26 protein-coding genes are annotated in these 21,629 nt (G+C 65.2%); 24 read left to right on the forward strand and 2 right to left on the reverse strand.

The features are described 5' to 3' along the window. The 23 genes from V6B97_RS13845 to V6B97_RS13955 form a co-directional block, all read left to right on the forward strand. Nucleotides 1–687, forward strand: a 687-nt coding sequence (locus V6B97_RS13845) for a hypothetical protein (protein ID WP_333507096.1), incomplete at its 5' end; no start/stop codon positions are given. Nucleotides 688–708: 21 nt separating this feature from the next. Then, the gene (locus V6B97_RS13850; protein WP_333507097.1) at nucleotides 709–843 is read left to right on the forward strand and encodes a hypothetical protein; all 135 of its coding nucleotides are present in this window, start codon (nucleotides 709–711) and stop codon (nucleotides 841–843) included. Nucleotides 844–1,013: 170 nt separating this feature from the next. After that, nucleotides 1,014–1,250 (forward strand): hypothetical protein, encoded by a 237-nt coding sequence (locus tag V6B97_RS13855; RefSeq protein WP_333507098.1) that lies wholly within the window; start codon nucleotides 1,014–1,016, stop codon nucleotides 1,248–1,250. A 3-nt stretch (nucleotides 1,251–1,253) separates the two neighbouring features. Then, entirely contained in the window at nucleotides 1,254–1,391 is a 138-nt protein-coding gene (locus V6B97_RS13860; RefSeq protein ID WP_333507100.1) for a hypothetical protein, read from the forward strand. Between the two features lie 98 nt (nucleotides 1,392–1,489). Continuing rightward, the gene (locus V6B97_RS13865; protein WP_333507101.1) at nucleotides 1,490–2,134 is read left to right on the forward strand and encodes an ERF family protein; all 645 of its coding nucleotides are present in this window, start codon (nucleotides 1,490–1,492) and stop codon (nucleotides 2,132–2,134) included. Between the two features lie 3 nt (nucleotides 2,135–2,137). Next, the gene (locus tag V6B97_RS13870; protein WP_333507102.1) at nucleotides 2,138–2,644 is read left to right on the forward strand and encodes a siphovirus Gp157 family protein; all 507 of its coding nucleotides are present in this window, start codon (nucleotides 2,138–2,140) and stop codon (nucleotides 2,642–2,644) included. Between the two features lie 3 nt (nucleotides 2,645–2,647). Continuing rightward, nucleotides 2,648–3,115 (forward strand): single-stranded DNA-binding protein, encoded by a 468-nt coding sequence (locus tag V6B97_RS13875; RefSeq protein ID WP_333507103.1) that lies wholly within the window; start codon nucleotides 2,648–2,650, stop codon nucleotides 3,113–3,115. 211 nt (nucleotides 3,116–3,326) lie between these two features. Beyond that, complete coding sequence (locus V6B97_RS13880) at nucleotides 3,327–3,683, forward strand: hypothetical protein (protein ID WP_333507104.1); 357 nt, start codon at nucleotides 3,327–3,329, stop codon at nucleotides 3,681–3,683. A gap of 174 nt (nucleotides 3,684–3,857) precedes the next feature. Beyond that, a complete protein-coding gene (locus tag V6B97_RS13885) occupies nucleotides 3,858–4,097 on the forward strand; it encodes a hypothetical protein (protein ID WP_333507105.1) in 240 nt (79 codons plus the stop codon). Then, a complete protein-coding gene (locus V6B97_RS13890) occupies nucleotides 4,094–4,369 on the forward strand; it encodes a hypothetical protein (RefSeq protein ID WP_333507106.1) in 276 nt (91 codons plus the stop codon). Before V6B97_RS13885 ends, V6B97_RS13890 begins: the two co-directional genes overlap by 4 nt. A gap of 4 nt (nucleotides 4,370–4,373) precedes the next feature. Beyond that, entirely contained in the window at nucleotides 4,374–4,640 is a 267-nt protein-coding gene (locus V6B97_RS13895) for a hypothetical protein (RefSeq protein ID WP_333507107.1), read from the forward strand. Then, nucleotides 4,624–4,926, forward strand: a complete 303-nt coding sequence (locus tag V6B97_RS13900; protein ID WP_333507108.1) for a hypothetical protein — start codon at nucleotides 4,624–4,626, stop codon at nucleotides 4,924–4,926. The genes V6B97_RS13895 and V6B97_RS13900 overlap by 17 nt, the downstream gene beginning before the upstream one ends. Nucleotides 4,927–4,993: 67 nt before the next feature. After that, nucleotides 4,994–5,443, forward strand: a complete 450-nt coding sequence (locus tag V6B97_RS13905; protein WP_333507109.1) for a hypothetical protein — start codon at nucleotides 4,994–4,996, stop codon at nucleotides 5,441–5,443. Between the two features lie 187 nt (nucleotides 5,444–5,630). Continuing rightward, the gene (locus tag V6B97_RS13910) at nucleotides 5,631–5,948 is read left to right on the forward strand and encodes a hypothetical protein (protein WP_333507110.1); all 318 of its coding nucleotides are present in this window, start codon (nucleotides 5,631–5,633) and stop codon (nucleotides 5,946–5,948) included. Between the two features lie 10 nt (nucleotides 5,949–5,958). After that, nucleotides 5,959–7,077 carry a tyrosine-type recombinase/integrase gene (locus V6B97_RS13915; RefSeq protein ID WP_333507111.1) on the forward strand — a complete coding sequence of 373 codons (1,119 nt, stop codon included), beginning with the start codon at nucleotides 5,959–5,961 and terminating at the stop codon, nucleotides 7,075–7,077. A gap of 201 nt (nucleotides 7,078–7,278) precedes the next feature. Continuing rightward, the gene (locus V6B97_RS13920; protein WP_333507112.1) at nucleotides 7,279–7,557 is read left to right on the forward strand and encodes a type II toxin-antitoxin system RelE/ParE family toxin; all 279 of its coding nucleotides are present in this window, start codon (nucleotides 7,279–7,281) and stop codon (nucleotides 7,555–7,557) included. A 10-nt stretch (nucleotides 7,558–7,567) separates the two neighbouring features. Then, entirely contained in the window at nucleotides 7,568–7,873 is a 306-nt protein-coding gene (locus V6B97_RS13925; RefSeq protein WP_333507113.1) for a HigA family addiction module antitoxin, read from the forward strand. Between the two features lie 314 nt (nucleotides 7,874–8,187). Further along, nucleotides 8,188–8,952 carry a C40 family peptidase gene (locus V6B97_RS13930; RefSeq protein WP_333507114.1) on the forward strand — a complete coding sequence of 255 codons (765 nt, stop codon included), beginning with the start codon at nucleotides 8,188–8,190 and terminating at the stop codon, nucleotides 8,950–8,952. A 216-nt stretch (nucleotides 8,953–9,168) separates the two neighbouring features. Further along, nucleotides 9,169–9,711, forward strand: a complete 543-nt coding sequence (locus V6B97_RS13935; RefSeq protein WP_333507115.1) for an N-acetyltransferase — start codon at nucleotides 9,169–9,171, stop codon at nucleotides 9,709–9,711. A gap of 162 nt (nucleotides 9,712–9,873) precedes the next feature. Then, nucleotides 9,874–11,166: a PQQ-dependent sugar dehydrogenase gene (locus tag V6B97_RS13940; protein WP_333507116.1), complete on the forward strand. Its 1,293-nt coding sequence runs from the start codon at nucleotides 9,874–9,876 to the stop codon at nucleotides 11,164–11,166. A gap of 84 nt (nucleotides 11,167–11,250) precedes the next feature. Then, the gene (locus V6B97_RS13945; protein WP_333507117.1) at nucleotides 11,251–11,463 is read left to right on the forward strand and encodes a hypothetical protein; all 213 of its coding nucleotides are present in this window, start codon (nucleotides 11,251–11,253) and stop codon (nucleotides 11,461–11,463) included. 39 nt (nucleotides 11,464–11,502) lie between these two features. Next, the gene (locus tag V6B97_RS13950) at nucleotides 11,503–11,997 is read left to right on the forward strand and encodes a hypothetical protein (RefSeq protein ID WP_333507118.1); all 495 of its coding nucleotides are present in this window, start codon (nucleotides 11,503–11,505) and stop codon (nucleotides 11,995–11,997) included. Nucleotides 11,998–12,408: 411 nt separating this feature from the next. Continuing rightward, nucleotides 12,409–13,296, forward strand: coding sequence for a flagellin N-terminal helical domain-containing protein (locus V6B97_RS13955; RefSeq protein WP_333507120.1), 888 nt, complete (start codon nucleotides 12,409–12,411; stop codon nucleotides 13,294–13,296). Nucleotides 13,297–13,777: 481 nt separating this feature from the next. On the opposite strand, the gene V6B97_RS13960 is transcribed toward V6B97_RS13955, so the two are convergent. Further along, nucleotides 13,778–15,946, reverse strand: a complete 2,169-nt coding sequence (locus V6B97_RS13960; RefSeq protein WP_333507121.1) for a RelA/SpoT family protein — start codon at nucleotides 15,944–15,946, stop codon at nucleotides 13,778–13,780. Between the two features lie 392 nt (nucleotides 15,947–16,338). Continuing rightward, nucleotides 16,339–18,069 carry a peptide-binding protein gene (locus tag V6B97_RS13965; protein WP_333507122.1) on the reverse strand — a complete coding sequence of 577 codons (1,731 nt, stop codon included), beginning with the start codon at nucleotides 18,067–18,069 and terminating at the stop codon, nucleotides 16,339–16,341. A 278-nt stretch (nucleotides 18,070–18,347) separates the two neighbouring features. Here V6B97_RS13965 and V6B97_RS13970 point away from each other — a divergent pair, with 278 nt between their 5' ends. Further along, on the forward strand, nucleotides 18,348–21,557 hold the full coding sequence (locus V6B97_RS13970; RefSeq protein ID WP_333507123.1) for a DEAD/DEAH box helicase: 3,210 nt from the start codon (nucleotides 18,348–18,350) through the stop codon (nucleotides 21,555–21,557). Nucleotides 21,558–21,629: the final 72 nt, after the last annotated feature.

The raw sequence follows: 21,629 nt of genomic DNA on the forward strand, positions 1-21,629 counted from the left end.
GGCGGCTCCCTCTACCTCCGGGGCACGGGCGTCACGGCCCTGCGGGACAACCTGACCGTGGGCGGCTCCCTCGACCTCCGGGGCACGGGCGTCACGGCCCTGCCGGACAACCTGACCGTGGGCGGCTCCCTCTACCTCCGGGGCACGGGCGTCACGGCCCTGCCGGACAACCTGACCGTGGGCGGCTACCTCGACCTCCGGGGCACGGGCGTCACGGAAGAGAACGCCCGTAGGGTCCGCGAAAAATCGTTCCCCGAGAACTTCATCCTATCCTGGCGGGGCGGAAAGTACGTCAGCGTGGACGGCATCTTTTCCGAAGTGCTGTCCCGCAAGGGGAATGTCTGGAAGGCCCGTGGCATCGGTGAGAAGAAGATCACCTATATCGTCACGGACGGGCACGGGAAGTGGTCGCACGGCGACACGCTGAAAGCGGCCAAGGATGACCTGCTCTACAAGATCGGCAGCCGGGATAAGAGCCTCTACGCCGAGCACACCATGGACAGCACTTTGCCCCTGGAACAGGCCATCGAAGCCTACCGCGTCATCACCGGTGCGTGCGCAGCGGGCACGCGCGGATTTGTGGAAAGCCTGTCCGTGGTCAAGGCGCAGTACACCATTCGGGAAATTTGCGAACTGACCAAAGGCCGGTACGGGCACAACGAGTTCACGCAGTTTTTCGCGCGGTAGACGGAAACCACCGGAGGCATCATGTCCACGATCACGACGAACAACGGCAGGGGCAGCACCCGCTACAAGCTGGTCACCACCGACGCGCGGGAGATAATCGTGTCCGCAGGCGACGATGTTTACATCAACACTTATGTTAACGGCGAGGTGGCGTAGCCATGAGCGATAAGCCGAGGATGCTGTGGGTGGCGAGGGATGAGGATGGGGAAATATGGATTTACTCATCACGTCCGACTTTGGACCACGGAATGTGGTATTGCGACGGGTCAACGAGGCACGCGGAGTTCTATGATAACTTTCCCGACCTCCAGCCCGGCGAGTGCCGCATGTTCATCGAGTTCGCGCCGCGGGTGGTGAAGGGCGGCGTGCATGGCGAATCTTTGCGCTGGGGAAAAAACGGTTGGGTGCGCGTGCCATACGCCATGCCCGGCGACATCATCCTGCCCATGCCTCCCGACCCCACGCCGTACCTGGAGCAGGTGGACCCCAGCGCGGCGCGGCGCGATGAGATACGCGCGCAGATCGCGGCGTTGAAGGAAGAGCTTGAAGGGATGGATGGGTAGAACATGCGGTGGACGACAGATCGAACTATCGCGCGGTGGACGCTTGGCGGAGGCGCACTGCGCGAACAGCAGGAGTGGGATTACATCAACTGGCGCGAACAGGACTGGTCCATCCTCGCCGAATACTTCACCCACGAGTAACCCCATGGACACCGAAGACACCCCGCGCAGCGTGCGCGACGAGGAACGCCGAAAAGCGCTGGAAGAACACGACATAACCGACTTTTCGTGAGGCTGCCATGCAGTGCCAAAGCGACAATATCCAGGAAATCGCCGCCGCCATAGCCACGGCGCAGGCCGCTATCCCCCCCGCCGCCAAGAACGCGCAGAATCCGCACCTGCGCAACCGCTACGCGGACCTCGCAGCCGTGTGGGCCGCTGTACGCGACGAACTGCCGAAGCACGGGCTGGCCGTCGTCCAGACCATGGTTCCGCGTGACGACGGCAAGGCGTGCGTGCGCACTCTGCTGACGCATACCAGCGGGCAGTGGATCGCTGGCGAGTGCGCCCTGCCGGTGCCCAAGGCGGACCCGCAGGGATACGGAAGCGCCATCACTTACGCGCGCCGCTACAGCCTGTCGGCAATGCTTGGCGTGGTGTCCGAAGACGACGACGACGCAGAGGGTGCCGGGGCGCGGGCAAAGAAGCGCGACGTGCAACAGCAGCGCGACGACGCACGAGCCGCACAGCCCCCGATGAATCAGGCGCTGCGCAAGGCGTTCCAAGCCGCTATGGGCAAGCGCCACGCCGCGGCACCGGACGCCGAAGCAAAGCGCACCGCCATCTTGTCGGAACTGTCGCAATTCTTTGCGCGCACCATCAGCACCAGCAACGAACTGACCGACGCCGAGGTGAAGGAATTCCTCGACGCCATCAAGGAGTAAGGCATGCCCACGATGCGCGACATACAGGCGGAAATCCGCAACGTGCTGGACGCCGTGGAAGACGGCGCGGAACTGACGGACGAACAGCGGGCGCAGATCGACGAGTATCTGGCAGAACTCGCCACCGCCGAGGCCGACAAGGTGGACGCCTTCGCGGCTGTGCTGCGGCGCGAGAAGGCCCGCGTGGAATTTCTCAGGAGCGAGGAGAAGCGCGTAAACTCCCGCCGCACCAGCGTTGAGCGTGCCGTAGAGCATATGCGTGCGCGCTACCTCGCGGTGATGGTCGAGGCCGGGCGAGACAAGATCAAGGGCAACACGTCGTCAATTGGCGTGCAGACTCGCGCTGTGCTGGTGGTAGACGACGCCGCCGCGCTGCCCGAAGCGCTGCGCGACGAAGTGACCACGACCATCTATCAGCCGCGTCGTGCGGATATTGAACGGGCGCTGTCGGACGGGGCGGAAGTCCCCGGCGCGCACATCGAAGAACGCCAACACCTGGTTGTGAGGTAGCCCGTGCTTAACTCCGTCCACATAATTGGGAGACTGGGGCGCGATCCAGAGATTCGCTATGCCCCAACCGGCTCCCCCATCTGCAACCTGCGCGTCGCCACCGACGAGTCGTATACCGACCGCGACGGCAACAAGGTAGACCGCGTGGAGTGGCACACTGTGGTGGTGTTCAACAGGCCCGCCGAGGCGTGCGCGAACCACCTTGGCAAGGGAAGCCTCGTGTTCGTCGAAGGTAGCCTGCAAACCCGCAAGTGGCAGGACCAGAGCGGCCAGGACCGCTACTCCACCGAAATCAAGGCTCAGCGAGTCCAGTTCCTTGACCGGCGCGGCGATGGGCAACCGGCCAGCGAACCGGCCACGGGACGTGCGCAGGCCCCCAGCAACAGGGGCGCGGCGCGGCAGCAGCAACCGGCCAGTGCGCGCGAGGCGTTCACCGGCGACGAGGGCGGCATGGACGATGTGCCATTCTAACCTCCTCCACCCCGGCCTCGTGGTCTGCACACCCTGCGGTGACGTGGTGCTGCGGGGCCGGAACGGGTGCTACCCGTGGATGTGGTGGGGCCACCCGGTGCGCGACGGTACGCCCGACACGCGTCGGGAGCGGATAGTGGACACGCGCGGCAACGTCGCCGCGAAAACTGTAGACGGCGCGCGGTACGTGCTTCCGGTGGAGGGGTGAGAGATGTTGACGCCGAGCGATATGTACTGGCTGACGCGGTTGGACGGCATAGTTGGGATTGGCGTCTTCCTAGGGATATTGGGATTCGCCGTCTGTGCCGGGTGTTTAGGGATTGGATTATGCGAAGGAATTCAGCGGGCAGTGCGCGCTGGTTTCATAGCTGGAACCGTTGCCGTCCTTGGCGCGCTGCTGGCAGTTTTTGTACCTACAACCAAGGAAGCCGTCGCAATCTACGTGATTCCCGCCATCGCCAACAACGAATCTGTGCGCGCCATACCCGATACCGCAGCGCGGCTGGCCGACGAATGGCTGAAGCAGAAGCTGGGCGAGATTACCGGAGAGAAAACGCAGAAGAAGTAACCCCGCCCCCGCTGCGGCGACGCGCACCCCCTGCGAATCGTCGCCGCAGCCACCCCGCCCGCGAGTGTCGTGGCCGGGTAAGCGGATAGCCCCGCCGGGGGCCTGTACCCGACAATTAAGTAAAGTACACATGGCTAAAAACGCGCCTGCAAGCAGATATGCACGGGAGAAGGTATGAAGATCGAAGCCATCAACAGGGCCGAGGCAGAGGCGAAGCGCTTTCTGGAGCGCATCAAGGGCTACAAGGCCGCGCAGAAGCGCATCGACGAAGAGCGCGCGGCATGGGCCAAACAGCACGGGCGCGACTACAAGACGCCTCCTTACCCTTACAACGCCCCGCGCGAATCCGGGGCCATCAGGCGCGCGTCCATGGACTTGACCCGCGCGCTCGCGGACATGAGGAAATGGGGATGAGCGACTTACCGAAGTGCCGTTTATGCGGGGCTGGTGCTCGCATATTCCCTGCGCTCAACGGGGTGCAGTGGATTATCCATGACGTTCTTGATCGCGGGTACTGCTCGCTTGAGCATACACGGATACTGATCGACGAGTGGCGCGCCCTGATGGCCCCGCCGGTCGTCACCGACGCGATGGTGGAGCGGGGAGCCGGGGTCTTGATGGACAGTTTCCCGTGGACCGCACGGGATATCGCACGCGATGTTCTCGAAGCGGCGATGAAGGAGTAGGGGTGTGGAAGAGCAAGAATACGTTGATGCATACAACGACGGCTATGACTATTGCTATGTGAAACTCAAGGAGACAGAAGCGGAGCGCGATGCTCTGCGCGAACGGGTGGAGGCGCTGGAGTGGCTGCGGGAGGTGGAACAGGCTGGCGGTGCATGGCTTGCAAAAAGGTATCGCAAAATCGGGCGCAAGCGATACGACAGTCTGGTGACACAGTACCGCGCCACGCACGCCCACGCCCTTGAGGAGGCCGGATATGACCTATACGAATGACGCGCAGGCCACCCCCGACGACTCGTACCTGCTGCGCCTCCTGGCCGAGATACGCGACGCCATGGGCGTGGGCGGCAAGCCCATGCTGGATGAACTTCCGGGCCTGATCCAGGCCATGAAGGCCGAGCGCGACGAGTTGGCGCGGGCGCTGCTGTCCGGCCCGCACCACTGCCCGTGTCCGAAGTTCTGCAACACGGTGGCCGGGCAGGAAAGGTTGCCGCATCTCCCCGGCTGCCCCGTGGCGCTGGCGGAACGAATCGTGAAGGAGGCTGGCGATGGGCGTTGAGCTTGCGTCTCACAATACGCAATCGGTGAGCCACAACGCGGGTAGCGAATCAACCGTGAGCCACAACATGGCGAAGTGCCCGAACTGCGAGAAGTGCATCGCTGACCTCCGCTCCGAGAACGCCCGGCTACGCGAACGCCTGTCCATGGCCCGCGAGTTCGCCGTGGGCCGCCTGCACGTCGTCTGGCGAGCGGACGGGATGTGGTCCGTGGGCGCAGCCGGGCGCATGGTGTTGAGCCGGGATGGCCGCTTCGAGTACGAGCTTCACCCTTCGGACAGAGATGAAGCCTTTCTCGCCCGCACCCGGTACACCCTCGACGAAGCCCTCGACGTTGCCCTCGCGCTGGTCGAGCGCGAGGCCAAGGAATGCAAGGCGTGCTGCGGCTCCGGCGTTCGGGACGATGGACGGTGGGGCGGCATCGCCGACACCACACCCTGCTCGGAATGCAACGGCACGGGCGTGGCCGAAACCGATGGCGCCGTCGAGAAGTGCGAATGCGGCGGGAAGGGGGCGTAGTGATGGCTGATGTCATCAAAAGCATCAACCCAGGCTGCTGCTTCATCAAGGCCGGATGGAAGCGTGTCGGTCGCAGTAAGGTTCGTGGGTTGGTTTTGCTGGTGAAAGACGCGCCGATGCATCGCATGGAACAGTGCGATATGCTTTCACTTGCCCCCTCATTCCCTGTCAGGTAAACGAGGCCCGCATGGATTGGTCACCGCGCATGCTCATCGGTGCAACTGACGCCGCACGGTATCTCGGACTAAAGTCCGAAGATGCCGCCAAGCGCCAGTTGGCGAAGTTGCGCGTGCCCGTGGTCAACCTGGGGCGTGGGCGCGGCCTTGGCCTGCGCTGGCGCATCCAGGACATCGACGAGGCCATGGAAATCCTGCGTCAGACCCCCGGCGAACCACAGAAGCCCGCTCGCAAGAAGAAGCAGCACGTGCAGGACATCTTCGACCTCCCCGTCCGCGAGCAGGCCCGCAGGTTCACGGACTTGACCGACACCCGCCGCACGCAGTAGCGATGGCCGCATGGCCATCCAGAAACGCCCCGGAAGAACCAAGCCGTATCGGGTCTACTGGAACAACCCGACGACCGGCAAACGCGAATCCCGCAGTTTCGAAACGCTGCGGAATGCTCGAATTTTCAATGCGGACGTGCTGCGCAGGCTGAAGGAAGAGCCGGACAGTTTCGCGGATACCGAGGATGAACCCACCGGGGGAACCGTCCGCGAGATCGTGGCGTTGTACATCGCGGCCAAGGGCTTCAAGGGCATCAACCTCGTGAACACCCTGCATCACCTGAAACCGGTGCTTGAAGTCATGGGGAAGCGCGAGATAGCCAGCCTGACAAGGCACGACCTTGTCCGCTTCCTGTCGGACCAGATGGCCAGCGGCGTGAAGCAATTGACGGCGCACCGCAGGCTGTCCATTCTTCGGTCTGGTTTGGCATGGGCCAGCGAACAGGGATTGATCGCCGAGAATCCCCTGGTAGGAATCAAGATTCCCAAGGGCAAACCGCTGAAACTTCCACCGCCAACCACAACCGAAGCCGCGCGGATCATGCAGGCTGGGCAACCTCACATCCAGCGCGTGGTGATTTTGGGCATGTACGTGGGGGTGCGGGTTGGCCCAAGCGAGATGCTTTCGATGCAGTGGCCCAACGTGGACATGGACCGGGGCATCATCCGCTTGAAGGGCGCTAACAAGGGCGGTGACGCATGGCGCGATATTCCCATCTCCACAGCCCTGCGCCCTCATCTTGCCGCATGGGCTGCCATCGACATCCCGGCAGGCATGACGCACATCATCAACTATAATGGCAAGCCGGTGAAATCCATCAAGACGGGATGGCGCAAGGCGCTCCAACGCGCGGGCATCACCCGGCGCATCCGGCCCTATGACCTGCGGCATGCATTCGCCACCCTGGCGCTGGATGCCGGGGCGGACATCAACGCCGTGGCGGCCAACATGGGGCACACCGACCCCACCATGGTCCTGAAGCACTACCAGCACGTGAAGGAAGCCATGCGCCGCGAAGCCGTGGAATCCATCCCGGAAATCCCGCTCGAACTGGGCACATCCCCTGGGCACATTCCAGACGCGTTTTATGGGGATTTTCCATGTGCCCACACAAAAAAACAACAATAAAAACAACACATCAACACAAAGGCGCAGCGTTCGGGACGCTGAGGCCGGAGGTTCGAATCCTCTCATCCCGACCAGAATGGTCAAGGGCTTGTGGTGAACGCCACAAGCCCTTTTTCCGTTGGGCGCCTGCATGCGGCCCGGGGTTGACAGTCGGAGGCACGCGGACTAATTTAACGCCAAACGGTAAACGCTGGACGTACAATGATCGCATCGTTCCGGTGCAAGGAAACACGAGCCATCTTTGAAGGCACGCCAACCCGCAGGTTCAGCGCCTTCACCAGCGTCGCCCTGCGCAAGCTCGACATGCTGGACGCCGCGGCCTGCCTTGACGACCTGCGCATTCCCCCCGCCAACCGCCTCGAAGCGCTCAAGGGCGACCGGCAAGGGCAGCACAGCATCCGGATCAACGATCAGTGGCGTATCTGCTTCGCCTGGCGGGACGGCGCCGCCCACGAAGTCGAAATCGTCGATTACCATTAAGGAGGGCACCATGCGCATCCGTACCCACCCGGGCGAAATCCTGCGCGAGGAATTCCTGTCCCCCCTCGGCATCACGCCCCACGCCCTTGCCGTGGCCTTGGGCGTGCCCGCCACCCGCATCTCGGACATCGTCCACCGGCGGCGTGGCGTCACGGCCGATACGGCGGCGCGGCTCGCGCGGTTCTTCGGCACCAGCGCCGCGTTCTGGATGAACCTTCAGTCGGCATACGACCTGTCCATCGTCGAGCGCGACAGGAACGACGATCTGCTGCGCATACGCCCGCTCCCTTCCGCCAGGACGCCCCTGGCCTGCTGAGGCGCATCCGACCAGAATGGTCAAGGGCTTGTGGTGAACGCCACAAGCCCTTTTTCCGTATGGAAATCGTTCCGGAACGCGCCCACCCGCTTGCGCCCGCCGTCACGAGCGGGTTGCCAAAACGCCGTTTTCTTGGCACCAAAGAAACCGTCGGCGCGAAACATCCGTTTCCCGCAGCCGCCACAGTCACAGTCCATAATCCGGTTCCACCGCACGCCGGACGGCCGCAGGCCCCTGAAACCACAGGCATGCAGCCGCCCCCGGCAAGTTCGTCTCCAAAGCCGCCAACACCGCAAACACCACCGAACGCCGCCATGCACATGACGACAAAGAACGGACCGTCGCCGCTATTCCGCGCCTGCGCCCGCCTTCTGCCGCTGCTGCTCGCCATGACCCTGGCCGGCCCCGCCTGCGTCCGTCAGGTTGCCAAAACCGCGCACGACACGGACCAGCCCGCCGCCATGGCAGAATCCGCCACCGCCAACGAGGACGCCGGGGCCGCCTGCGACATCGCCCCGCGCCTGGACGGGTCCGCCCGCCTCGACAACGCCGGTTCGCACTACGCCGAGGACGACGAGGAGGGCGACGACACCCTGGCCGACGGCGTGCTCAGCGACATCGCCGAACTGGACGAAGCCCTGGCCGCCATGGACGAAACCGGCGACCACCACCCCAAGGCGGAAGACGCCGACGAGGACATGACCGCCATCGACGCCCGCATGCAGCTGGTCAACGTGGCCATGTCCAAGCTGGGCACCCGCTACCGCCGGGGCGGTTCGGGCGAGACCGGTTTCGATTGTTCCGGCTTCACCGGCTGGGTGTACGAGAACGTGGGCATCGACCTGCCGCGCACCTCGCAGTCGCAGTTTCTGGAGGGGCGCACCATACGCCGCGAACAGTTGCAGACCGGCGACCTGGTGTTCTTCAAGCGCAACAAGAAGCGCCGCATCCACCATGTGGGCATCTACCTGGAGGACGGCAAGTTCATCCACAGCAGTTCGTCCGACGGCGTGGTGATATCCAAGCTGGACGCCAAGCCGTGGTGCAATCAGTGGGCTGGGGCCAAGCGGGTGTTCTAGGGGCGCCACCTCCGCCAGAATTTTCCGCGCGCCGGGCCTGCCCGGCGCGTTCCTTTTCCGGCGGCGCCCGGCGCGGCACGGACAGCCCCCGCCGCCGTCGCCCGCAAGCCGCCTGCCTCCGGCATCCGTCCCCTCCCCCCCGTTGCGGGACGGGCCGTGCTCTGATACGCCGGAACCGCGCGGCATCCGCCGCCCGCAACCGAAACCCTTCCCCCCATGCACCCGACACACGCAAGCTGCGTCACCCACCTTACCGTCGAACCCGTCGCCGACCCGGAAATCCACCCCTACACCATCGACGCGCTGCACAACGGGCGCGTGGTGGGCCGCCTGCGGGGCTTCGTCCTCGAATACCACAACCTGGAAGGCGTGGCCGCGCTGGCCGGGCTGAACCACGACGACCTGCGCGAAGCCGTGGACGCCGTGCGCTTCGCCATGGCCGTGACCCACGATGCCCCCATCTCCTACGTGGACGTGCTGCTGGTGGCCCCCGCCTACCGGGGCTACGGCCTGGCCCGCCAGATGCTGGAACGCTCGTGGCTGCACGCCGACTGCGGCGCCTCGCTGCTGCGCCCCTGCCCCTTGCAATTCTGCCTGGACTGGCTGCGCCCGGAAGACCTGGCGCTCATCGGCCCGCAATGCATCGGGGTGGACCCCAAGCGTTCCCTGGCCAGCCTGATCAGGTTCTACCAGCGCATCGGCTACGCCGCCCTGCCGGGCACCGATTTCTGGTGGCGGCCCCTGCCCCTGCAACGCTGACCCGCGCCGTTTCCCTCCGCGCTTGCCATTTCCACGCGGCCCTGCAAGGATGACCGGAACCGCCGGTCTCCCGCGCCGGGCCGCGCCCCGCTGGCGCACCGCCGCCGGGTTCCCCGCCGATCACGTCCACGCACCGCACCCTTCATCCCGCAAGGAGGCCGCATGCGCACCGTGACCGCCCCATCCGCCGTCCGTCCATTCCCGTATCCTCCGGCCATGCTGATCGTGCTGCTCTGGCTGGCCGCAGCGGCGCTGCCGCTCCCCGCCGTCGCCTCCATCTCCGGTCCGGAGCAGGCGGGCTCTCCCGCCGCCGCCCCGCGCGCCGTGGTGGCCCTTTCCGTGGCGCCTCCGGCCCCGGCCGCCCTGGCCGTTCCCGACGACCTGCCCCTGGGCGCGTTGCGGCTGCCGCCGGGCTTCACCGTGGAACTGTACGCCCGCGTGCCCAACGCGCGGCAGATGGCCCTGGGCACGCGCACCCTGTTCGTGGGGTCCATGCGCGCGGGGCTGGTGCACGCCCTGCCCCTTGACGACACCCTGCGCCCCATGCGCGTGCTGCGTCTGGCGGAGGGGCTGCCCCTGCCCGCCGGGGTGGCCTTCCGCGACGGGTCGCTGTACGTCTCCGCCGTGTCGCGCCTGCTGCGCTACGACGGCGTGGAGGAATGGGCGCATGCGGGCGCGGCGTCCGCGCCGTCTGGTCCCGGCTCTCCGCAGCCCGGTCCATCGCCCTCCCCGGTCACCGTGCGCGCCGACCTGCCATCGGAGACGCACCACGGCGCCAAGGTGCTGGGCTTCGGGCCGGACGGCCTGCTCTACGTGCCCGTGGGCGCGCCGTGCAACGTGTGCCGCACCGGCCCGCGCCACGGCGTCATCCTGCGCATGCGGGCCGACGGCAGCGGCGAGGAGGTGTTCGCGCGCGGGGTACGCAACACCGTGGGGTTCGACTGGCACCCGGAAACCCGCGAACTGTGGTTCACCGACAACGGCCGCGACTGGCTGGGCGACGACCTGCCCCCGGACGAACTGAACCACGCCCCCGTGCCGGGGCTGGATTTCGGCTTTCCGTACTGCCACGGCGGCACCATTCCCGATCCGGAATACGGCGGGCTTGGCAGTTGCGCCGCCGCCACGCCCCCGGCACGCAACCTGGGGCCGCACGTGGCCTCGCTGGGCATGGCGTTCTACACGGGGCGGCAGTTTCCGGCCGAGTATCGGGGGCAGGTGTTCATCGCGGAGCACGGCTCGTGGAACCGTTCCACGCGCATCGGCTACCGGGTGACCCTGGTGCGGCTGGAGCAGGGCCGGGCGGTGTCCTATGAACCTTTTGCCGAAGGCTGGCTGCGCGACGGCGCGCCGTGGGGACGGCCCGCCGCCCTGCTGGTGCTGCCGGACGGCTCTCTGCTGATTGCCGACGACTACGCCGGGGCCATCTACCGCGTCCGCTACGCCGGGCGCTGAGCCGTCGGCATGGGGTTGCCATTTTCGCCGCGCGCGCTACTATCCGAAGGTCGGAAAACGTCACCGCAACGGCAGAGACTTCCCATGGCGACCATCCCCGCATCCGGGCCCGCATCCGGCTCCCCGTCTCCCGTGCCCCGCACCCCGCGTGGCGGCTTCGTCCGGCGCGGCCTTGCCCGCTGGGCGCTGCCGGTGCTGGCGTGCGCACTGGCGCTGGCCCTCGTGCTGGAAACGGGGTGCACCGTGCGTTCGCGCGGGCAGTACGACGTGAGCGTGGGCAAGACGTCGCGCCCCTGACCGCCGCAGGTTCCCTTTTCACCCGTCACCGGACACGCCATGACCCAGCCCGCCCAACCCGCCGGGGGCGCAACGCCGCCCATCCCCCCAGCCGCCACCCCGGCCGCTTCCGCCGCTGCCTCTCCCCAGCCCGCTCAGGCCCGCCAGCCTTCGCCCGTGGACTTCCAGGCGGTGGCCCCCGCCCAACCGGCGGAACACGCCGAGGCGGCCTGCCCGCCGCCCCCCGCGCCCATCATCATCAACGAGGCGCAACTGATCCTTGCGGAGAAGCGCACCTCGCTGGCCGCGTTGCGCACGGGCATCGCCATCGTGGCGCTGCCCATGTCGCTGACCACCTTCCTCATCGCCACCTCGCGCTATTACAACACCGAGGACGTGCTGCACTTCCTGCTGCCGGTGGGTGCGCTGAACCTGGTCCTGCTGGTGCTGGGCTCGTGGCTGTCGTTGCGGGCCGTGCACCGCCTGCGCCAGCAGGAGCAGATGTTGCGCCTGCTCAAGGAGCGCAACGGCGCCCTGGCCGAATTCCTGAAATAACCTCGCACGCCGCGTCCGGCGTTTCCCCGGCCGGTATCAGGGTCCGCCCGCCCATGGCGCGCGGGCCTTTTGGCGTCTGGCGAAAACGACAAGGCATCCTCTTTCCCCCGGCCCGGCCACCTGCCCGTTCCCCTCGCATCGCCGCTTCATCCCGCCCTCCGGCCCGCCCCGCGAAAAATCATGCGAAAAATACTACCATCAATTTCACACAATTAAAGACTTCTTTCGGAAAAAAAACGAAAAAGGTCCCCGTCCAGCCCTAAAGCCTTTTTTATGGGTGCCGATACGACCGGCGAGTGGGGAGGGGAGAATCTACGGCCAACCGGAGGTGATTTCCGCGCCACAGGCGCAAGGCCGCGTCCCCCGATCTGGCAATGGAAGTCGTGACGACACATTCAAGGAGGAATGGTCATGTCACTGATCATCAATCACAACTTGATGGCGATGAACGCCACCAACAACCTGAGCCTGTCGTACGGCAAGCTCGCCACCTCGGTGCGCCGGCTCTCTTCGGGCCTGCGCGTGGGCACGGCTGCCGACGACGCCGCCGGTCTCGCCATCCGCGAACTGATGCGCGCCGACATCGCGTCGCTCAACCAGGGCGCGCGCAACGCCAACGACGCCATCTCGCTGATCCAGACCGCCGACGGCGCCCTGGGCGTCATCGACGAAAAGCTGATCCGCATGAAGGAACTGGCCGAGCAGGCCGCCACCGGCACCTACACCTCGGACCAGCGCCTGATCATCGATTCGGAATACCAGGCCATGGCCTCGGAAATCACCCGAATCGCCAACTCCACCGACTTCAACGGCGTGCACCTGCTGAACGGGCACCTTTCGGGCGCTCACGACGGCTCCGGCATCGAGGCCACCGGCAAGCTCAAGGTGCACTTCGGCTCCGCCAACGACTGCGCGGAAGACTACTACTACATCAAGATCGGCAACGCGACCGCGTCCGCCCTTGGTGTGGGCGCCCAGGCCGCCGACGGCAAGGGCAAGTCCATCTCCACCCAGTCCGCGGCCCAGGCGGCCCTGGAAGGCCTGACCAACGCCATCATCTCCAAGGACAAGATCCGCGCCTCCCTCGGCGCGCTCCAGAACCGTCTGGAAAACACCATCAGCAACCTGCAGATCCAGGCCGAAAACCTTCAGGCAGCCGAGTCCCGCATATCGGACGTGGACGTGTCGATGGAGATGACGGAATTTGTGCGCCAGCAGATTCTGTCGCAGGCGGCGGTGGCCATGCTTTCGCAGGCCAACTCGCTGCCCCGTCTCGCGTTGAACCTGCTGGGCCAGTAATAGGGGGGCGGGACGGCAAACCAGGATTTTTCATCCGCTGGCAAGGAAAGCGAACCGGACATGAGAGAGTATGCGGCAGCCGTTATGCGAGTCTTCGAGCATTACGGATGGCGACCGCAACGAGCTCTTCTCGTATTCGACCGAGCCTCAGCCGTTAGGTGAGCGAAGCGAACCTTACGGATGAGGACAGCAGAGCAATGGACGGTGAAGCCTGACGCAGCCAGCGGGGAAAAGGACGGTTTGCAGCACGCCCGATGCAGGGGAAAGACAAGGACATCGTCAATCCCGACAAGACTTCCAGACCACGCCGGGGCCGCGGGCACACGAACCCAAGGAAACGGCCAGCCTCTCCACTCACAAGCGCCAGCAAAAGGGGCCTCCGCAAGGGGGCCCCTCTTTTGTCGCGCATGGTGCGTGAAATGTGGGTGGCGTTCGCGCGAAGCTCCCCGACTTCCGCATCCGCCCTACTCCCCTATTCCCCCTATTCCATAGTCGAGGTGGAGCGCAGCACCTCCACCACCGTGGGCAGCTTGCGCAGTCTGTCCAGCGCCCGGTACAGGTGCGCCACGTCGCGCACCTCCACGGTGAAGTCCACTTCCGACTTGCCGTCCACCATGGAGCGCATGGTGCCGGAGTCGATGTTGACGTTCTCTTCGGCCAGCAGCGCGGAAATCTGGGCCAGCACGCCCTTCTCGTTGCGGCACACCAAGTGGATGCGCGCCGGGTAGGGCTTGTCCTCCTGCCCGTCCCAGAACACCGAGATGAGCCGTTCCGGCTCCATGGTCTGCACGTTGGCGCAGTCCGAGGTGTGCACCGTCACCCCGCGCCCCCGGCTGATGAAGCCGATGATGGGGTCGCCCGGCAGCGGGTTGCAGCAGCGGGCGAAGCGCACCAGGATGTCGTCCACCCCCTTGATGCTCACGCTGTCGGCCCGGCGGTTGGCCTCGCGCGTGGCGGCGCTGGCCGCCGTGGCCTCGGCCGCCCTGGCGGCTTCCTCCGCCGCGGCCTCCTCGTCCTTGGGCAGCAGGCGCTTCAGCACCTTCTTGGGGGTGTAGCGGGCATAGCCCACGTTGGACAGCAAGTCCTCCACGCTGCCCAGCGAAAGCTCCTTGACCACGGGCAGCAGGTCGCCCTCGCGCAGGGCCTTGGCGATGTTGATGCCCATGCGCCGCCCTTCCTTTTCCAGCATTTCGCGCCCCAGCGCGATGGACCGCTCGCGCTCCTCGGTGCGGATGTAGTGCTGGATGCGGGTGCGGGCTTTTGCCGTCTTGACGAACTTCAACCAGTCGCGGCTGGGCCGCCGGCCGTTGTCGGTGATGACCTCTATGGTGTCGCCGCTCTTCAGGACGGTGCCGAGGGGCACCAGCTTGCCGTTGACCTTGGCCCCGGCACAGTGGTTGCCCACCTCGGTGTGGATCAGGTAGGCGAAATCTATGGGGGTCGCCCCTTCGGGCAGTTCCTTCACGTCGCCGCGCGGGGTGAACACGTACACCTCGTCCTTGAACAGGTCGAGGCGCAGCGACTGCATGAACTCCTTGGAGTCGGTCTCCATCTTCTGGCGGTCAAGTATCTCGTGCAGCCAGGTGAACTGTTCCAGGTCGCGCGGGTTCACCCGGCTGCCTTCCTTGTACAGCCAGTGCGAGGCCACGCCGTGTTCCGCCAGACGGTGCATTTCCTCGGTGCGGATCTGGATCTCCATGCGCTCGCCTTCCGGCCCGATGACCGTGGTGTGCAGGCTGCGGTACCCGTTGGCCTTGGGCATGGAGATGTAGTCCTTGAACCGGCCATGCACCGGCTTCCACTGGGCGTGCATCAGCCCGAGCACGGCGTAGCAGTCGCGCAGGTCGCCCACGATCACCCGGAAGGCGATGATGTCGTGCATGTCGTCCAGCGTCAGGTCCTGCTGCACCATCTTCTTGTAGATGCTGTGCTTGTGCTTGATGCGCCCGCGCACCTCGCCCTTGATCTCGTTCTTCTCCAGAATTTCCCGGATGCTGGTGATGACCCGCTCGATGTAGTGGCGTTCCACCACCTGGTTGGTTTCCAGCCAGTCGTCGATCTGGGCGTAGACGTCGGGCTTCAGGTAGCGGAAGCTCAGGTCCTCGAGTTCCAGCTTGATGCGGTGCAGCCCCAGCCGGTTGGCCAGCGGGGCGTAGATGTCCATGGTTTCCTGGGCGATCAGCTTCTGCTTGTGCGGCTTCTGGAAGTCCAGGGTGCGCATGTTGTGCAGGCGGTCGGCCAGCTTGACGATGAGCACCCGGATGTCGTGCGCCATGGCCAGGATCATCTTGCGGATGTTCTCGGCCTGGGCCTCTTCCTTGCTCTCGAAGGTCATCTGGCTGATCTTGGTGACCCCGTCCACCACGTCGGCCACTTCCTCGCCGAACAGGGTGTCGATGTCCTCGATGCTCACGGTGGTGTCTTCCACCGTGTCGTGCAGCAGCCCGGCGGAGATGGCCGCCTCGTCGAAGCGCATCTCGGCCAGGGTGTAGGCCACGGCCAGCGGGTGCGACAGGTAGGGCTCGCCCGAAAGGCGCGTCTGGCCCGCGTGCGCGGCGGCCGCGTACACGTAGGCCTTCTGGATGAGGGCAAGGTCGGCGTCCTTGTTGACCGACGCCACCTTGTCGAGAACGTCCTGGATGCGGATCATGCGATTCGGGCCTGTTTGCGTCGGCCAGGGCGGAGTGGAGCCGTGGCCGGAGTTGGCTGTGTGTTCCCGCCGGTCAGTGCCGCGAAATCGCGCGCACCCGGCGGCGGGGCCGGGTGCTGGGGAAAAGGCGAGACATGCCCTCTTACGGGGCTGTTTCTGAATGAGGATTTTCGTTCGTTGGCAAGGAAAACGAGCCTGCCATGAGGGAGTGCCCCAGCCGTTATGCGAGTCTTCGAGCATTACGGATGGGGACCGCAACGCATACTCTTATCGTATTCGACCGAGCCTCAGCCGTTAGACGAGCTTGCGAGTCTTACGGATGAGGACAGCAAAGCCATGGCAGGCGAAGTTTGACGAAGCCAACGGGCGAAAAGACCATTCAGGAACTAGTCTTACTGCTGCATGCGGTACCGCTGCTGCTCGCGCGGCGTCCACCAGCGAGTGAAGTTGTGGGTCAGCCCCGCCGGGGCGGGTTCCAGCCCCTGGAAGCGCGAACTGACGATGGGCAGCGAATACGGCACGTACAGGAAGCAGTACGGCTGGTCGCGGTGCAGGATTTCCTGGAAGCGGTCGTACAGCTTCTTGCGCTCGGCCTGGTCGAAGGTGGAGCGGGCGCGTTCCAGCAGGTCGTCCACCTCCGGGTTCTTGTAGCCCACGAAGTTGAGCCCGCCGGGCACCGCCTTGGACGAGTGCCACACGTCGTACAGGTCGGGGTCCTGCAGGATGTTCCAGCCCAGCAGCACGGCGTCGAAGCGCCCCTTGTCCACGAATTCCTTGATGAAGGCCGCCCATTCCACGGTGCGGATCTTCACGTCGATGCCCACGGCCTTGAGCTGGCTCTGGATGATGGTGGCCGCCTTGATGCGCTGGTCGTTGCCCTGGTTGGTCAGGATGGTGAACGCGAACGGCGCGCCGTCCCGGTCGATGACGCCGTCACCGTCGGTGTCGGCCCATCCGGCCTGGGCCAGCAGTTCCCCGGCCTTGGCAGGATCATACGGATAATCATCGATCCTGTCATTGTATACCCAGGTGCCCGGCTTGTACGGCCCCACGGTGGGCATGCCCTGCCCCAGCAGCACCCCGGCCACCAGCGCCTTGCGGTCGATGGCGCAGGCAAGCGCCTGGCGCACCGTCACGTCCCTGAACAGCGGCAGCGACAGATTGTAGCCAAGGTAGCTGTAGCCGAAGGACAGGTACTGGAACTTGCGCCAGGCCATGTCCCATTCGGCCCCGTTGGTCTGGTGCAGGTACTGCTGCGGACTCAGGTTCATCATGTCCAGGCGCTGGGCCTTCAGTTCCAGGAACATGGTGGAAAGGTCGGGGATGACCCGGTAGACCACCTCGTCGATGTACGGGCGGCCCAGGAAATAGCCGGGGCTGGCCTCCAGCGTCAGGCGGGTGCCCGCCTCCCATTCCTTCAGCCGGTACGGCCCCGCGCCCACGGGCTTGCGCGAGAAGGGCGTGTTCATCAGGTCCTGCCCTTCCAGCAGGTGCCTGGGCATGATGCCGTGCATCCAGGTGATCAGCGACCGGGCGAAGGGCCTGGCGTAGCGCACCTCGAACGACAGCGGCCCGGTCTTGCGGAACTCCTGTATGGCCAGGTAGTCCTCGGCGTAGGGGGTGGGGGTCTTGGGGTCCACCATCAGCCTGTAGGTGAACTCCACGTCGTCGGCGGTCAGGGGCTTGCCGTCTTCCCAGCGGATGTCGTCGCGCAGGGTGAAGCGCAACAGGGTGCCGTTCTCCAGCACTTCGTACGAGGCGGCGGCCCACTTCTCGATGTTCAGGTCCTTGTCGTAGCGCAGCGGGGCCACGAAGATCTGGTCGCTGACCTCGTGCGACGAGGCGTCGGAGGCGATGAACGGCAGCAGGTTGGACGGTTCGCCAATAGTGCCGAGGATGATCCGGTCGCCGGTGACCGGCTCGCCGGGCGTTGCCTGCACGCCCTGTACGCCCTCAGAGGTCGCGTTGCCCCCGGCGGCGGTGGCGTTGGCGCCCGTGCCGCCGTTCTTGCCTCCTTGGGGGGCCGAATCGCCGCAGGCGGACAGCAGCAGGCACAGCAAAAGCGCCAGAAGGAACGAGCCTGCGCGCGCGGCGCGCGGCGCGGGCGTGACGGTGCGGTTCATGCGATTGCCTCCGGCTATTGCCTATTCCCGTGGATGGGGTATGATTTCACGATAGCATGGGCGCATCCCCGCGCGTGGCGCGGCGGATTTCTCCCGAGCGCGTTGGATATCATTGTCCCGCGCCGTGAGCAAACGTCCGTGCTATTGATAACGGCGCAATTTTGGACTAAAATGGTCAATTGCGCTTCGTACGGGGGGACACACACGAAGCGCGCCCCGCCCGCATCCGGCATGCGCGCCTTCCCTCCGGTTGCGACTCCAGAGGAGCACACGAACATATGGAACTGAACGAGGAGCAATCCGTCCGTTCGCTCCTGCAGGACTTCGTCCATGATTCCATCCCGGAATACATCCTGGACGGGTCGCAGGACATCCTCGCCGAAGGCGGCGTCCAGAAGCTGAGCCTGAAGAAGGCCGACGGCTATTGGGAAGTCGAGGGAAGCATCCAGGGGGAGGACTTCCAGATATATTCGCCCAGGCTGTCCGTCAGCCTTGGCGAAGGCACCACCGCCTACCACTGCAACTGCCCGGATTCGTTCTCCGGCGTGTGCCGGCACGTGGGGGCCACCGCCCTCAAGATGCTGTCGTCGCTGGAAACGCGTTCCGGCGGCGAGGAACCCGCCCGGCCCAAGACCGAATGGCGGCAGAATTTCCGCGCCTTCTTCTCCACCGCCATAGAGCCGGAGGCGGGCCAGCACTACCTGATCTTCCGCTTCCACCCGGAGCCGGGGCGGCTGCTGGTTTCGCTGTTCCGGGGCCGCCAGAACAAGTCGGGCCTGTCCACGGTACACAATGAAATCACGCTGGAGCAGATCCTGCGCAACCCCGACTGGTGCGAGCTTTCGCCCCAGCTGGCGCAGGTGGCGCAGCAGATCGGCCAGATCGTGGACTACTACGGCCACCGCATCGAGGTGCCGGACGGCCTGCTGACCTGGTTCCTGTGGGCCATCCGCAACGAATACTACCTGTTCTGGGGCGACACCGACCAGCCCTGCCGCATCGAGCGCACCTCCATGCGCCTGAAGCTGAAGCCGCAACTGGCCGACGAAGGGCTGTCGTTCGACGTGATGCTGCACCGCGAGGGCAAGCAGCCGTTCTCCATCATCGGCAGCGAGGTGACCTTCCACGGCCAGATGCCGCTGTGGGTGTGCTGGAACAAGGGGTTCTACCCCGTGCACACCAGCCTGAACTCGCAGCTGGTGCAGGATCTTGTCCGCCAGCCCCCGGTCATCCCGCAGGAGGACATCTCCGAATTCCTCGACCGGGTGTGGACCAAGCTGCCCACCAGCGACCTGTACGGGCAGGAAGAGTTCCTGAAGCACATGGAACCCATCTTCCAGCCGGCCACGTACAACCCCAAGCTGTTCCTGGACGAGGAAGGCAGCCTGCTGACCCTGGAGATCCAGAACATCTACGAGACCGTGCACGGCGAATTCTACCTGCCCGGCCCCAACCCCGAATTCCAGACCGGCAGCTACACCATCGACGGGCACACCTGCCTCATCCGCCGCCATCAGGAAGAGGAAGCGTCGCTCACCGCGCTGCTGGCCGAGATGCGCTTTCAGCCGCGCAGCAACCGCATGTGGTTCCTGGAGCCGGAAGAGGCCATCAACTTCCTGCTCGACTCCTACCCCAAGCTGGTGGAACTGTACCGCGTGTACGGCGAAAAGGCCCTGTCGCGCTACAAGGTGCGCCTGTCGCAGCCCATCATTACCGCGAAAGTGGAAAGCAGCGAGGAGGACAAGTGGTTCTCGCTGGACATCACCGTGGAATACGACGGCCAGAAGGTGCCCATCGACAAGATCTGGAAGGCGTGGGCCCAGGGCAAGCGCTACGTGCAGCTCAAGGACGGCTCGTACACCAGCCTGCCCGAGGCCTGGCTGAAGCGCATCGCCCACAAGCTGCAAGCCCTCGGCCTTGACCCGGAAAAGCCGCCGCAGAAGCAGTTCCAGCAGTTCGAGGCCCCGGTGCTGGACAGCCTGCTGGACGACCTGCCCGACGCCCAGACCGACCCGTTCTGGAACAGCCTGCGCGACAAGATCCGCAACTTCCGCGAGATCAGGTCCATCGCCCCGCCCAAGGGGCTCACCGCCTCGCTGCGCGGCTATCAGCAGCAGGGCCTGTCGTACCTCAACTTCCTGCGCGAATACGGCTTCGGCGGCATCCTGGCCGACGAGATGGGCCTCGGCAAGACCATCCAGACCCTGTCGTTCATCCAGCACATGGTGGAGCGCGGGGCCAACGGCCCCAACCTCATCGTGGTGCCCACCTCGGTGCTGCCCAACTGGGACCGCGAAGCCCAGAAGTTCGTGCCCGAACTGCGCCGCCTGATCATCTACGGCACCCGGCGCGAGGGCATGTTCCGCCGCATCGACGAATCGGACCTGGTCATCACCACCTACGCCCTGCTGCGCCGCGACCTTGAGGAATTGCAGGAGCACGAGTTCAACACGATCATCCTGGACGAAGCCCAGAACATCAAGAACCCCAACACCATCACGGCGCGCTCGGTGCGGCGCATCAACGCCCGCATGCGGCTGTGCCTGTCGGGCACGCCCATCGAGAACAACCTGTTCGAGCTGTGGTCGCTGTTCGAATTCCTGATGCCGGGGTTCCTGGGGTCGCAGCACGCCTTCCAGCGGGGCATCATCAAGCCCATCAAGGACGGCGACAGCGAAACGCTGGACTACCTGCGCACCCGGGTGCGCCCGTTCATCCTGCGGCGCACCAAGTCCGAGGTGGCCAAGGACCTGCCGCCCAAGATCGAGAACACCTACTACTGCGCCCTGGCCGAGGAGCAGGCGGAACTGTACACCGCCCTTGCCCGCAAGCTGAAGGAGCAGGTGATGGCCGACGTGGACGAGAAGGGCATCGCCAGGAGCCAGATGTCCATCCTGGACGCGCTGCTGAAACTGCGCCAGATCTGCTGCCACCCGCGCCTGCTGAAGCTGGACATGCCGGGGCTGACCACCAACCTGCCCTCCGGCAAGTTCGACGCCTTCAAGGACATGATCACCGACATCGTGGAGGAAGGCCACAAGGTGCTGGTGTTCTCGCAGTTCGTGCAGATGCTGCACATCATCCGCTCGTGGTTGCAGATCAACGCCATTCCCTTCTGCTACCTGGACGGCACCAGCAAGGACCGCTTCGAGCAGGTGGACCGCTTCAACAACACGCCCGAGATTCCCATCTTCCTCATTTCGCTGAAGGCGGGCGGCACGGGCCTTAACCTGACCTCGGCCGACTACGTCATCCACTACGACCCGTGGTGGAACCCGGCCGTGGAAAGCCAGGCCACCGACCGCACCCACCGCATCGGCCAGACCCGGCAGGTGTTCAGCTACAAGCTGATCTGCGAAAACACGGTGGAAGAAAAGATCCTGAAATTGCAGGACATGAAGCGCGGCGTGGCCGAGGCCATCATCCCCGGCCAGGAGGCGTGGAAGTCGCTGACCCGCGAAGACCTGGAAATGCTGTTCGAGGTGTAAGGTGCAGGGGACCGGGGCGCGTTCAACTGCCCCCCTGCCCCGCCCCGCGCCGCCCCCGGCTCCGCAACAGTT

The sequence above is a fragment of the Nitratidesulfovibrio sp. 1201_IL3209 genome (genome assembly GCF_036763125.1).
Lineage (GTDB): Bacteria > Desulfobacterota > Desulfovibrionia > Desulfovibrionales > Desulfovibrionaceae > Cupidesulfovibrio.